This is a genomic window from Streptomyces sp. NPDC028289 (assembly GCF_055565975.1).
This window is the reverse complement of record NZ_JBVHTI010000006.1, coordinates 269981-282841: the sequence shown is the minus strand read 5'-3', so window position 1 is coordinate 282841 and position 12861 is coordinate 269981. Positions and strand designations below refer to the sequence as shown.

At 73.8% G+C, this 12861-nt stretch carries 9 protein-coding genes and 1 riboswitch; of the genes, 2 read left to right on the top strand and 7 right to left on the bottom strand.

Annotated elements, in window-relative coordinates:
* Nucleotide 1: 1 nt before the first annotated feature.
* On the bottom strand, nucleotides 2–877 hold the full coding sequence (locus tag ACZ4UV_RS30480) for a helix-turn-helix domain-containing protein (RefSeq protein ID WP_390035948.1): 876 nt from the start codon (nucleotides 875–877) through the stop codon (nucleotides 2–4).
* Between the two features lie 327 nt (nucleotides 878–1204).
* On the opposite strand from ACZ4UV_RS30480, the gene ACZ4UV_RS30475 reads away from it, so the two are divergent.
* Nucleotides 1205–1879 (top strand): ATP-binding protein, encoded by a 675-nt coding sequence (locus tag ACZ4UV_RS30475; protein WP_451021023.1) that lies wholly within the window; start codon nucleotides 1205–1207, stop codon nucleotides 1877–1879.
* Between the two features lie 151 nt (nucleotides 1880–2030).
* Here ACZ4UV_RS30475 and ACZ4UV_RS30470 read toward each other — a convergent pair whose 3' ends face one another.
* The 5 genes from ACZ4UV_RS30470 to ACZ4UV_RS30450 all read right to left on the bottom strand — a co-directional run bounded on the left by ACZ4UV_RS30470 (nucleotide 2031) and on the right by ACZ4UV_RS30450 (nucleotide 8639).
* A complete protein-coding gene (locus ACZ4UV_RS30470; protein WP_390035952.1) occupies nucleotides 2031–2282 on the bottom strand; it encodes a hypothetical protein in 252 nt (83 codons plus the stop codon).
* A gap of 27 nt (nucleotides 2283–2309) precedes the next feature.
* Nucleotides 2310–4445 (bottom strand): hypothetical protein, encoded by a 2136-nt coding sequence (locus ACZ4UV_RS30465; RefSeq protein ID WP_467842160.1) that lies wholly within the window; start codon nucleotides 4443–4445, stop codon nucleotides 2310–2312.
* 102 nt (nucleotides 4446–4547) lie between these two features.
* Nucleotides 4548–5006, bottom strand: a complete 459-nt coding sequence (locus tag ACZ4UV_RS30460) for a flavodoxin family protein (RefSeq protein ID WP_351498064.1) — start codon at nucleotides 5004–5006, stop codon at nucleotides 4548–4550.
* Nucleotides 5007–5101: 95 nt separating this feature from the next.
* A complete protein-coding gene (locus ACZ4UV_RS30455; protein WP_467842157.1) occupies nucleotides 5102–6418 on the bottom strand; it encodes a lipase family protein in 1317 nt (438 codons plus the stop codon).
* Between the two features lie 250 nt (nucleotides 6419–6668).
* Nucleotides 6669–8639, bottom strand: a complete 1971-nt coding sequence (locus tag ACZ4UV_RS30450; RefSeq protein WP_467842892.1) for a DUF1996 domain-containing protein — start codon at nucleotides 8637–8639, stop codon at nucleotides 6669–6671.
* A 405-nt stretch (nucleotides 8640–9044) separates the two neighbouring features.
* Nucleotides 9045–9220, top strand: a riboswitch (cyclic di-AMP (ydaO/yuaA leader).
* Nucleotides 9221–9230: 10 nt separating this feature from the next.
* Between ACZ4UV_RS30450 and ACZ4UV_RS30445 the strand changes: the two genes are divergently transcribed.
* The gene (locus ACZ4UV_RS30445; RefSeq protein WP_467842154.1) at nucleotides 9231–11534 is read left to right on the top strand and encodes a C40 family peptidase; all 2304 of its coding nucleotides are present in this window, start codon (nucleotides 9231–9233) and stop codon (nucleotides 11532–11534) included.
* 27 nt (nucleotides 11535–11561) lie between these two features.
* On the opposite strand, the gene ACZ4UV_RS30440 is transcribed toward ACZ4UV_RS30445, so the two are convergent.
* Nucleotides 11562–12620, bottom strand: a complete 1059-nt coding sequence (locus ACZ4UV_RS30440) for an NAD-dependent epimerase/dehydratase family protein (protein ID WP_467842151.1) — start codon at nucleotides 12618–12620, stop codon at nucleotides 11562–11564.
* Nucleotides 12621–12861 lie beyond the last annotated feature (241 nt).

The window sequence follows — 12861 nt, the reverse complement described above, 5'->3', positions numbered from 1 at the left end:
GTCAGAGCTCCTTGCGAATCGCACCGAGGAGGGCCTCGGTCTTTCTGGCGGGCGCCGCCTGGGCGCCCAGCCGGTCCAGGGCCTCGCGATAGACCACGACGTCGTCGCTCTTGTCCAGGTAGACGGCGCCCACCAGGCCGTTGAGATAGACGATGTCGGGCAGCTCCGGAGCCTTGAACCGGAAGAGGTGGTACGCACCCGCGCGCATGGCGGGGTGCGGGCCGTTGGCGAACGGCATGATCTGCAAGGTGACGTTGGGCAGCCGGTTGATCTCGATCAGGTGGTCGACCTGGGCCCGCATGACCCCGGAGCCGCCGACCGGCCAGCGCAGCACCGTCTCGTCCATCACGACCCACAGCCGCGGCGGCGCCTCCCGGGTGATCAGCTCCTGGCGGCGCATGCGGAGCGCGACCATGCGCTCGGTGGCCTCGGTCGGCGCGTGCGGGTTGCCGGCGCCGAGCAGGGCGGCCGCGTACTCGCGGGTCTGCAACAGGCCGTGCACGAACTCGTTCTCGTAGGCGCGGATCTGCAACGCCGCCTGCTCCAGGCTCAGATACGCGGCGAACCAGTCCGGCATCACGTCGCGGTAGGTGTGCCACCAGCCGCGCTTGTTGGCCTCGCGCACCGACTGGAGGAAGGTGTCGACCTCCTGGCGGTCCGTCACGCCGTAGACCTGCAGGAGCTTCTCGGCGTCGGCCAGCCGGAGCCGGGCCACCTTGGCGGCCTCCATCCGGCGGATCGTGGAGTGGCTGACCCCGATCGCGGCGGCCGCCTGCTCGTAGCTCAGGCCGGCCCGGGTGCGCATCTCCTCCAGCTGCCGGCCGAGGATCATCCGCAGGACGGAAGGGGCTCCGCCCCAGTCGGTCTCCGAGGTCACGCCCTACCCCCTCGCACCAGGTTTCAGGGTCACCGTCTCACGTACTCGTGATCGTTCACGCACGGGTTCGATCACTTCTTGTCGGGAGCAGCATGCACTTCACTTCTTGCAATTTTCAACTTGCTGGTTGCGAGGCGATGTTGGCAGATGCCAGAGTGGACTCACTGCTCCGACCGACCAAGGAGCAGGCGAAGCAGTCCAGTTGGGGGAGACTGAGCTGCGGCCCGGCGCCGCCCAGGCACGGGTCGTCGTCTGCCCCCGCGTGGCCCGGAGCGGACGCGACAGCTCAGCCCCCACGCTGCGAAGCCGGACGAAAGGCGCACGGCGATGGCCCCGCCCTCTCTCCCCCAGCCGCTCGACCGACTGCCCGAGGACCACATACCCGGCCTGCCCCGGCCGGCCCTGGCGGCCGCCGCCGAGGGCCCGTACCGCCCGTCGGACGTGACGGGCATCCCCAGACCACCCGGAGGCGAACGCCTCGGTCGACTCCCTGGGCCGCAAGGCCTCGACCGGTTCGCCTCCGGGGACCGGCCCGCCCCGCGCAGCCGGGTCTTCGACCTGGCGCCGACGCCGCGCGCGGTGGGCAACGCCCGCCGGAGCGTGGGCGAGTTGCTCGGCTCGTGGGGCGTGGGCGAGGAGGCCCGCGACAACGCGGTCCTGGTGACCTCGGAACTGGTCACCAACGCGATCGTGCACTCGGCCGGCCGGCGGATCGTCTGCCGGGTGCACGCCGGCGCCGACCGGATCCGCATCGAGGTCGAGGACCAGAACGGCAGCATCACGCTGCCGGCACCCCGGCGGGCCAGACCCGACGAGCAGAACGGGCGCGGCCTGTTCCTGGTCGACGCGCTCAGTCTCGACTGGGGCGTCACGGCCGCGCCGGAAGGGCGGCCCACCGCCCGCGTCGTCTGGGCCGAGCTGTCGACGGCACCGGACACACCGCTCACCTCCCCCCACGCCCCAGGAGGCCCCCCGCCCCATGGACCGTCCCCCCACTCCTGACCCCGCCGCCGACCCGTCCTGGACCCGCACCCGCCCCAAGCCCGGCCCGGAACAACCCCACGCCGCTCCGGCCTGCTGAGCCGCCGACACCACGGCGCGGCCGGGACGGACGCGTCCCGGCCGCGCCGCGTCTCCGGTCGAGGCCCGCCGTTCACTCCGCCGCGTGGGCCAGCAACGCGGTCGCGGCCGCCCGCAGTTGTATCGCCGCGGTCACGCAGGCCGTCGCCTGCCGCTCCAGGGCGGCACCGCTCCACTCCGGTGCCCCGGCGCAGTCGCCCAGCCTCTCGGCGGCTCCGCGCAACCGCTCGGCATAGCCGTCCATCCGGTCCGCGTCGACCCTCAGGCCGTCCACGTACGCGAGGAGTTCCGGGGCGGCGGTGGCGGGACGGGATTCGGTCGCCATGGGGCTCACCTGTACTCGGAGGGATGCCTAGCGCGGCAGCACCGCACCGGCGCTTCTGCGGGCCACGAACCGGGGGCTGGTCAGGACGAACCCGGGCCGTACGGCGTCGAGTTCGAGGATCTGGAGGTGGCGGGCGAGCGGCCCGTGGGCGCCGTCCAGCCGCAGCCGCAGCCGGGGGCGGGCATGGATGCGCGGTCTGCCGTGGGCGCGGACCAGGGTGCGTACGGTGCTCTCGCCCCGGCGCCCGTAGAACACCCAGTCCGCCTCGGGACAGCGCGCCCCGGGCCCCGGGCGACCCTCCACCGAGACACCCAACTCGGGTGCGTGCACGCGCAGTTCACGCCCCTGGAGCTCCACGTCGGCGGATCCGCGTACGGCCGGCTGGGCCCAGACCTCCTCGGCCGCCGCCCGCGCCTCCTCCGTCCCGACGGCGAGCGCGACCACGTAACGCCCGGTGCGGCGCAGGTCGGCACGGCGCAGCAGGTCCGCGGCGAGGTCGTAGGCGTGCGGCCGCCACAGGTCGTCGACCAGCACCGACAGGCCGAGCTCCGTGTAGGGGCCGATGGTGGTGCAGCGGTGCTCGTAGAGGGAGAGCACGGCGAGGGCGCGGCGGCCGAGCCGGGTGGGGACCATCCAGGCGACGTCGGGCAGCAGGCTGCGGGCCACGTCGGTGTCGACCGGGAAGCACAGGTGGGCGGCGGAGGAGTCGTAGTAGCGCACCGGCACGTCGACCGGGCCCGCCGAGGTGGCGAGGCTGGCGGTGGGGACGGCCAGGAACGGGTAGCCCTCGGGCGGGCGGCCGCGGTCCCTGAGCCGGTAGACACGGGTGCGTTCGACCGGGCCCCGGTAGCGGGCGAGGGCGCGGTCGACGTCGGCCCGGGCCTGCGGGATCACCGTCTCCAGGTGGTCGATGTACACGCGCAGCAGGTGGCAGCGCGGGAACTCCCGGTTGGGGCCGGTGTAGTCGACCCGGTACCGGTTGGGGTGCGGGGCGCCGGGGCCGTCCGGGACCGGCACGATGTCGTACCGGTTGGTGATACCGGCGACCCAGGTGCGCGGGTCGGCGGGCCTGCGGTCGTCGACCTGCGCGCCGACGGCGACCACGTGGGTGACCCGGTAGGCGCGGCAGAACTCGTCGTCCTGCGCGAGGTTCAGCAGCGCGATCCCGCCCTCGCCGTGCCCGACCAGCGCGAGGTCGGCGCCGCGCGGGATGCCCTGGTCCCGGATCGCCAGCAGGATCGAGCGGGTGTACGGCGAGTCGGTCAGGAACAGGTCGCGCCAGGCGCCCGCGAAGTCCCGCGGGGAGTCGTCGCGGGGGCGGCCGGGGGCCGTGCCCGGTGCCTGGACGACGTACCGGAGCACGCCGTCGGGGCCGCGCACCTCCTGGAGGAGGACGCGGGCGTCGCCCGCGAGCACGTCGATGTTGCGCAGGAAGCCGAGGAAGGAGCCCTCGGTGGCGATGGACCGGGCCTCCTGGGCGGACAGTTCGACGGCCTGGGCGGCGCCCTCGCCCTGGTCCGAGACGGAGAGGGGGGAGGCGTCGAAGCCCGTGACCGGTCCGGCGGTCAGCGCCCTTCCCGCGGCCAGTGCCCAGGCGGTCTCGTCGCTCAGCGGGTCCTCGTCCAGCAGGCCCCGGACGGCCGGGAGTTCCGCCAGGACAGGCGCGAGGGCGGACAGCGAGCGCTGGGCCCCCCGGTCCTTGAGGAGGGCCCGCAGTGCACGGACGGCGGCCTCCGGGTCGTGGTCGGCGGTGACGGCGTCCGTCAGCCGGCGCATGCCCGGGTCGTGCCCGAACTCGGGGTGGTCGAGGAGTACGGCGGCGATCCTCAGCCGCAGCGAGGTGACCGCCACCAGCGCGGCCAGGCTCTCCCGGCCCAGCGCCTCCCCCGCGGCGCCGAGCAGATGGCCGACGCCGTCGGGCGCGACGATCGCCGAGCCGCCGAGACCCTGCCTGTTGGTGAGCGTCCGCAGCAGCGCCCAGCGGGCGGCCAGGCCGGTGCGCGGGCGACGGCGCGCGGAACCCGTCAGCGCCGGGGCGAAGAGGACGGAGCTGGTCCGGGCGGAGACCTCGCGGATGCCCTCGGCGACGGCCACCACGTCACGGGCGCACTCCCGCAACATCTCCTGCGCGGGCGGCCCGCAGGCACGGCGCTGCGCTGCCATCCGGCGCTCCCTCGGATCGACGACAGGGCCTGCTCCCATCGTGTGCCCTGGCTCCGGCGCCCGCACCTTCGTCCGTCCGGGTGACCGGCGAGCGGAGCCGGGTCAGGCGTCCCCGGCGAGGCCGGCGGCGACCGTCGCGCCCAGTTCCCAGCAGGCCTCGAGGTCGGCCTTACGGGGCTCTCCGGTCACCGTGACCGGTTCGGCCGCCCGGCGCCAGCCGAGGCCGGTGGTGATGGAGTCGAGGGCGCGCAGGGCTCCGGTGACGTCGTTGCCGCCGTGGACGTAGGCGCCGAAGGGGCGGCCGCGCGTCTCGTCCAGGCACGGGTAGTAGACCTGGTCGAAGAAGTGCTTGAGGGCGCCGGAGACGTAGCCGAGGTTGGCCGGGGTGCCGAGAAGGTATCCGTCGGCCGCGAGCACGTCGGCGGCGGTGGCGGACAGCGCCGCGCGGCGCACGACCCGCACGCCCTCGATCTCCGGGGTGGTCGCCCCGGAGACCACGGCCTCGAACATGGCCTGGCAGTGCGGTGAGGGGGTGTGGTGGACGATCAGCAAGGTGGGCACACCGGCACCCTGCCGTGCGGTGCCCGCCGACGGCAAACGGCGGCGGGCGGCGCTCAGGGCTGTACGGGCAGGACTGCGCGTAGGAGGCCGCATGTTCAGGGCTGTACCGGCAGGCTCCGGCAGTTGGAGCCGGCCGGTACGCCGGAGAGGCGGGCGGTGAGCCAGGCGACGGCGTCGCCCTGGTCGGTGAGCAGGGGTTCGAGGTGGTTCAGCAGAGCCCGGCCCGCGTCCGGCAGAAGGACCGGCACGTAGGTGACGTTCGCGCCCTTGTCACACCAGTCGACGGCGAGCTGCCGGGCCTGCGCGTGCGGGACGAGGTCGTCGCTGACGCCGGTGGCCAGCCGGACCGGGCTCGCGGGCGCGGTCCGGCCGATGCGCTGTTCGTCCAGGAAGGCCTGGAGGGCGGGTTCCTCGCCGATGACGTCGGAGATGGAGCTGCCGTCGTTCGTCCAGGCGGTGCTGTGCTGGGAACCGTAGGCGAGCAGCGCGTCGCCGACGCACATGGTCGACAGGTCGGCGAGGGCGGCCCGGCCCGCCGTGCCGAGATGGGCGTCGACGATCGGTTCGAGCGCCGGGTCGGCCTGGACGAAGCCGTTGACCGCCCAGCCGAGGGCGCCCGCCAGGTCGCTGCCGTCGATGGCCGCGGTGACGGCGGTGAGGTCGGCGGGCGGCGCCCCGGCGTAGGTGCCGGAGAGGGTGATGTCCGGGGCGTAGGCGGGCTGCAGCTCGGCGGCCGCGGCGGTGGCGCCGCCGCCCTGGCTGTAGCCGAACAGGCCCACGCGCGAGGCGGCGGTGACCGAGGCGCCGGGCAGGTTCCGGGCGGCGCGTACGGCGTCCAGGACGGCGTGGGCGCCGTCGAGCCGGTTGACGTAGGTGTGGAGCCGGTCCGTGGCGCCGAGTCCTACGTAGTCGGTGACGACGACCGCGACGCCCTCGGCGAGCAGCCGGTAGATCGACAGGTCCTCGTACCCGACGGACACGGTCCGGCCGTTGAGGAGCAGCGGGTACTGCAGGCCCATGGAGGCGGCGCACTGGTCGCCCTGTCCCATGGTGCCGGGGGCCAGCGCGACCAGCGGGCGGGCGCCGGGGCCGAGCCAGGGGGCGGTGGGCTCGATGTAGGCGCCGGTGACGGCGACGGGGTCGCCCGCCGAGTCGGTGGGCCTGTACATCAGGCGGGTCGCGGTGCCCGGCAGCGGGCCGGACAGGCTCGGCAGGCTCAGGGCCAGCGGGAGGGGTTCGGTGCGTACGAGGGATCCGTCGGCCGTGGGGAGGGTGGCAGGCGGGTCGTAGAAGGCGGGGATGGTGACGCCCCGGGAGACCTCCGCCTGGGAGGCCGTGGCCTGCAGGGTCTGGAGACAGAGGCAGGCGGCAGCGGCGACGGCGGTGGCCACCAGACGGACACGGACAGGCATGGGGAACCTCCTGGACGTGCTGGACGTGGGAGGTGCAACGGACGTCCCCGGAGCGGCCGACGGGGCGGGTGCGGTTTACCCGACGGTAACGAGCCGTGCATTACCGGCGGTAGCAGTCGGTAGGTTACGGTTCAGTAATATGACGGTAGGTCAACAAAAAGCGCTGGGCGGGCTCGGCAGCGCGGAGCACGACGAGATGCTCCCCACGTTCGAGCCCGCCCAGGACACGCTGACCGGTAGGTGAGAGGGGTCAGACCGAGTTCCGCCTGGTGCGCCAGAGCAACGCGGCCCCGCCGGCCAGCAGCAGGCCGCCGAAGACGGCGGGCCACAGGTGGGCGCCGGTCTCGGCGAGACCGCCCTGGACGGCCTGGGGTTCGGTCTGGGGCTCCGTCCCGGAACCGGTGGCCGGGGTCTCCTGGCCGGCCGGGGCGGCGACCGCGGTGCCGGTCGGCGCGGCGGAGTCACCGGCGGTCGGTGCCTCGGTGTCGGGCCGCTGCGTCGGCTCGCTGATCACACCGCCGCCCGACGACTTGGTGGTCGACGTCCTCTTCGGCGACGCGGTCGCGTAGACCCTCGGCAGCCCGGTGCCGCCGGAGCCCGGAGCGGTGGCGGTGGCGGTGGCGGTCTGCGTGGCCGGGGTGCCGACCGGTGGCTCGGACGACGGCTGCTCGGTCGCCGGCTCGGACGGCTCGGCGCTCTGCGACTCGGCCGGCGGCGTGACCGGGCTCGCGGTCCCGCTCGGCTCGGACGGCTCGGATGGCGCCGCGCTCTGCGACGGCGGCTGCTCGTCGGCCCCGGCCCCGCAGGTCCGGCCGGAGTTGATGCAGTCGACCATCTTCCGCATCAGGCCCTCGTCGAAGACGTTGATGAAGTCGCCGTGGTCGGTGACCGGCTTGTGCAGCTGCTCGGGGAACGAGTCGACCGCGAACAGCGGGACCGTACGGCCGCCGTCCTGGAGGCTCGGCGCGTCCACGGCGTAGACGATGCGCTGCACCAGCTGCGGGATGGCCTGGAATCCGGCCGGGCAGCTGCCGTCGGGGGCCTCGAACGCCACGTGGGTGCGGTGGTTGGCGCTGTCGATGTTCCGGCCGTCCCAGCAGCTCTGGAACCTGAACGTGCGCACGACGTCGCTGCCCGAGGGGCAGAGCGGGTACTTGTCCTTGAGCTGCCGGTTCTCGTAACCGGTGCAGCTCCAGGAGGCGTTGGCGTTGGCCGGGCCGTTGACAAACGCCTTGGCGTCACCGGTGATGATGCGCAGCAGCCGCGGCATCTCGGTGACCTTGGAGGTCGGGTTGCCCTCGAAGGTCAGCGTGACCTCCTTCGCCGTGACGATCTGCCCGGCGTTGCCCTCGGTGCCGCCGCCCGGCTTGTCGGCGTCCCGCTCCTGCTTGCCGTTCTGCAGCCGCAGCACGGGCCAGTAGTACGTGGACTTGTCACCCTGGTCCGCGCAGCTGGTGTCGGCGTTCGCGAGGTCCTGGTCGCTGGCGAAGGCGTTGTTGGACTGGTTGCCGATGTAGTCGTGGAAGTGGTGGGCGCCGTTGGAGACCCCGGGCGCGACGATCACGTTGTCCGAGTTGAACAGTCCGTTCGCGTTGACGCCGCAGCTGGAGCTGAAGGTGCCGCTGGAGCCGCCGGGCCGCTCGGCCGGGGTGGTGACGTCGGGCTGGACGGAGGTGATGTCCGCGTAGTCGGCGGCGACCGGGCCGTTGCCGCCCTGGCCGCCGGCGCCGGTGCCCTGGCTCGGTGCGGCGCTGCCCTGGCCGCTCTGGCTCGGCGTGGCACCGCCCTGCGGTGCCGCTGACTGCCCGTCACCCTGGTTCGACGAGCGCAGGGTGCAGGCGGCGAGGTCGTCCAGGCCCTGCGGACGGTCGCCCTCGCGGCCGATGGCTTCGGCGATGCGCTGGAGCGACGCGGACCGCTGCTCCTTCAGCGGGCCGATGATCGCCTGGTCGGCGAAGGCCGGGTTCTGCTCGATCTCGGCGGCGTGCTCGGTGAGTTGCTGGTAGGCGACGGCGATCTGCTGGTCCATCCGGGCGAGTTCACCGTCGACGTCGGCCCGGGCCCCGTCCGGTACCGAGGTCAGCCGGCTGCCGACGTCGGGGCAGTAGACCGTGGGCGCGGACAGCACCTGGCCGGTGGCGACCTGCCCCTGCTGGTCCCCGCCGCCCTCGGTGGCCGAGGCATAGACGTTCACCGCCACCAGTCCTGCGCCGCCGAGCATCAGGGCGACCGCTGCGAAGGTCGCGCGCTGTGCGCCGGTCGGGCGTCTGCGCCTGTTGCGTCTCAAGGTCGTTCCCCTGTGTCGTGGGCGGCCGGGCATGGAAATCCCCCGCCCTATACGGCTCACGGCACCACCGCGTTCAACAGACCCGCGAATTCACGGTGACCTCACAGGAAGCGGGTGTCCCGGAACAGGAGGAACGCGACCGACGGCAACGCCCCGGTGACCCTGCGAATGCAATGGATGCGCGCGAAATGCCGTTCCGTACGGTCGAGTTCCGAACGCTACGACGAACATCACAAATACGTATCGGACATTAGCCACTTCAACCTTCACACGAGTGACACAAGTTGGCTAAGTTGACGGGCAAGCCGCTCGGCTCCCCCCGGCGAATCCCGTCGGGCCGCGCGGCCTCCGCCGAGTCCGGTGCCCCTCAGGGGCGGATCCGGAGCCGGGGACCCAACCGAACCACTGGGGTGAATCGGCCGCCGTCCGCGAGGACAAGGGCCGTAGGGCATGCCTTCCGGATTCCACCGCCCGAACCCGACAGCTAACCCGGTAGGCGGAGTACGGAAGGAGCACGACCCCTCAATGGCGCCCGAGAGCCGTGACGAGGTTCGACAGCGGATCGACAGCCTCTACGACCAGGCCGAGAACGCCACCGGGAACTACAACGCCACGCGTGCGTTGAGCGGGGGCTCGCGCTCACGCGGTGTCCCGCTGTTCAAGCGGCCCCGGCGCGACGACCCGGGCCTGGACAACATCGCCCGTGAGTGGTTCGAGGGAGCACGTTCGAAGCTGGGGCCGAGCGTTCCGGCCGCGCTGCCCACCGACCGGCAGCCCGCCCGCCCCGGCCCGCGCCGGCCCGTCAGCGCCATGGCCGCCGACCTGCTCGGCCAGCTGGAGGACTCCGGCCCGGCCCGGCTGGAGCTGACCGCGGGACCGTCCGCGCAGAGCGAGATCGAGGTCGTCCGTGAACTGCCGGCGCGCCCGAAGCTGGAGCTGACGGCGGGGCCCGCCGCGGCGCTGCCCGCGGGGTCTTCGGGTGCGCCGCGGGCGCTGCCCGCCGCCGGGCCGCAGCGGCCCACGCCGGGTACCTCGAAGACCAAGAACCAGCTCAAGCTCGCCAAGGCGCGCGAGGTGCTGTCCCAGCGCACCGGGCAGCGCGCGATCGCCGCCCTCGACGCGGCCCCGGCCCCCGCCGCCCAGGCCGCTCCACCGGCGCCCAGCCCCTGGCCGACGCCCGAGCGCCAGGCCCCGGCGCAGCCGTGGCAGGCTCCCGCCGCCGGCATACCGAACCAGCGCTCCGGCAGCGGCTCCTTCCGGACCGACTCCCCCGCCGCCACCCGCGCGCTCCCGGCGGTGACCGAGACGGGCGGCATCCCGATCGTGTCCCCGTCGGACACCGGGACCTTCCGCATCATGACCCCGGGGGGTGCCGACAGCGCCCCGACCCGGGCCTCGGCGGACTCGGGCGGCTTCCGCGTCATGACCCCGGGCGGCTCGGGCGGCGGAACCTACCAGAGCGCGCCCGCCATGGACGCGGGCGCCGCCCAGGCCCCGGCACCGTCCCCGGGGGACACCGGCTCCTTCCGCATCATGACGCCGGGTGCCACGGGTTCGTTCCCGATGCCGACCCCGGCCGACGCGGGCGCCTTCCCGACTGCCGACCCCATGGCGAGCACGAGCGTCCTGCCGACCGTGGACCCCATGGCGAGCACGAGCTTCTTCCCGACGGCGGCTCCCACGGACACGGGCGCGTTCCCGACCACCGCCCCCACGAACAGCGGCGCCTTCCCGACGGCGGCGCCCGCCGTTCCCGCGGCCGCTCCCGCCCCGGCCCCCGGCCCGATGGACCCCGGCGGCTTCCGGGTCATGTCGCCGAACGCGGCCGCCGCCTACCCGGACGTACCGCCGGTCACGGCCGACACCGCCTACGGCATCGGCGCGTACACCACGGCGGCCCCCGCGGCGCCCATGGCCGCCATGCCACCGGCCGCTCCCTTCGCCGCGGCCCCCGCCGCCGACATGTCCGGCGCCTACGCGGCTGGCCTGCAGCCCGCCGACGATGCCTACGCCTACGCCTACGCGGCAGGCATGCAGCCCGCCGACGGTGCCTACGCCTACGCGGCCACCATGGCCATGCCCACGGCGATGGCAGCGCCCGCCGCCGCGATGCCCACGCCGATGCCCGCGCCGATGCCCGCGCCGGCGGGGGCACCGATGGCGGCCCCCATGGCAGCACCCGCGGCGGCACCGATGGCTGCCCCCATGGCAGCGCCGATGGCGGCACCCCCGGCCCCGGCGATGGCCGCGGCGCCGATGGCCATGACCGCGGCGCCCGAGGCGATGGCGGCGCCCGCGCCGGCCATGGCGATGACCGCCGCCGCCCCGGCCCCGGTCTTCACCGCCCCGCTCCCCACCACGCCCCTGCCGACCGCACCCCCGCAGGTCCCCGCCCCGGCGCCCACCGCAGCCGCGCCCGGCGCCTACGCCGAACCCGGTGCCTTCGTCCAGCCGGGCGTCGGGGCCGAGCCGGGCAAGGCCATGAAGGCGCTGGCGTTCGCCCGGGAGCAGATCGGCCGGCCGTGTGTCTGGGGAGCCACCGGGCCGGGGGCGTACGACGCCTCCAGCCTGACCCAGGCCGCCTGGCGCGCCGCCGGTGTCACGCTGCCGCGTACCGCGCAGGAGCAGACGCTGGCCGGCACGCCGATCACGCTGGCCGCCGTCGAACCCGGTGACCTGGTCTTCTTCTTCGACGACGACAGTCACGTCGGGATCTACGCGGGCGGCGGCACGATGGTGCACGCGCCGAGCCCCGGGGCGCTCATCCGCGAGGAGTCGATCTACAACGCCGGGGAGTCGGCGATCCACCGCGTGATCCGCCCGGCCTGACCCCCCTGTGCCCCCCGGCCGTCGGGCTCAGACCCTCCGCCGCCGCGTGCGCCAGCTCTCGTGGTGGTCCAGGAGGGTCTCCTCGACGGGCCGGTAGGCAAGACCCAGTTCGTGGACGCTGCGGCCGTTGTCGACGCGGAAGCGGATGCCGAGGTGCTTGCGTATGTAGTCCTGGGTGAGGCCGAAGAGCGGGCCGAGGACCCGTACCGGGCCGTGCGGGAGCGCGGTGCGCGGCAGGCGTGGGTCCCAGGGGTGGCGGGTGCGGATGATCCGGGACATCTCGTGGAACGACGTCATCGTCTCGTTGGCCACGATGTATCGGCCCCTGGCCACCGGGTTCTCCGCCGCCGCGATGTGCGCGTCGGCCACGTCGCGGACGTCCGCGGTGGTGAAGCTGAAGTCCGGGGCCCCGTAGCAGAAGTAGCCCTTGAACAGCTCGTCGAGCAGGAAGAGGCTGCCGGACTCGGAGGCGGGGGTGAGGGAGGGGCCCAGGATCAGGCCGGGGTTGATCGAGACCATGCGCCAGCGGTCCTGGGCGGCTTCGGCGTCCCAGGCGGCGCGCTCGGCGACCGTCTTGGCGTAGTGGTAGGGGTTGTCCACCACCGTGCTGGTGGTGTTGAAGTACTTCTCCGTCAGGACCTCGCCGGCCATCCCGCGGACGTCGGCGTAGTCGCCGAAGATCGCGCCCACGGTGGAGGTGAAGACCAGGGTATCCACCTCCGGCGTGCGCTCGACGCTGCCGAGCACGTTGCGGGTGCCGAGCAACGCCGGGTCCACCACGTCCCGTTGGCCGTCCCTGATCCGCTCCGGCATCAGGAACGGCGAGGCGACGTGGAAGACGGTCGCGCAGCCATGGAAGGCCGTGTCGAAGGAGCCGTCCGTGAGCAGGTCGGCCTCGAACAGGGTGAGCCTGCCGGGGAAGGCCTCCTGAAGCTCCCACAGGGGCCGTACCTTCGCCGCGCGGGACGCGCGGCGGACGGTCGCGCGCACCCGGTACCCGCGCTCCAGCAGCCGCCGTACCAGATGGCTCCCGACGAACCCGCTGCCGCCGGTCACCGCGACGGTCGTCTCCCCGCGTGCCTGCACGCCCTCACCCCTCGCCCTCCGGCCACCGCGCCTCGGTGCGCCGCAGAGGACAGGGTGGTGCATGCGCCGGGCACCCGCCAAGCACCGGGAGGCCGCGATGACGTCCGGGACGCCATAAGCCGGACCCGACACACGTCATAAGATCGGCTTATGAGGTCATAGAGCGGACCCGCGTACTAACTTAGGACTGCCTTAGTTTAGGCTTCCCGTTCGAGATCGATTGTCCTCACTCGAAGGGAAC

Bases quoted from the DNA above. Each gene is read 5' to 3' on its own strand.
- ACZ4UV_RS30470 (WP_390035952.1), bottom strand. From the start codon at position 2,282: ATGGCGACCGAATCCCGTCCCGCCACCGCCGCCCCGGAACTCCTCGCG.
- ACZ4UV_RS30455 (WP_467842157.1), bottom strand. From the start codon at position 6,418: ATGCCTGTCCGTGTCCGTCTGGTGGCCACCGCCGTCGCCGCTGCCGCC.
- ACZ4UV_RS30475 (WP_451021023.1), top strand. From the start codon at position 1,205: ATGGCCCCGCCCTCTCTCCCCCAGCCGCTCGACCGACTGCCCGAGGAC.
- ACZ4UV_RS30450 (WP_467842892.1), bottom strand. From the start codon at position 8,639: ATGCTCGGCGGCGCAGGACTGGTGGCGGTGAACGTCTATGCCTCGGCC.
- ACZ4UV_RS30445 (WP_467842154.1), top strand. From the start codon at position 9,231: ATGGCGCCCGAGAGCCGTGACGAGGTTCGACAGCGGATCGACAGCCTC.
- ACZ4UV_RS30465 (WP_467842160.1), bottom strand. From the start codon at position 4,445: ATGGCAGCGCAGCGCCGTGCCTGCGGGCCGCCCGCGCAGGAGATGTTG.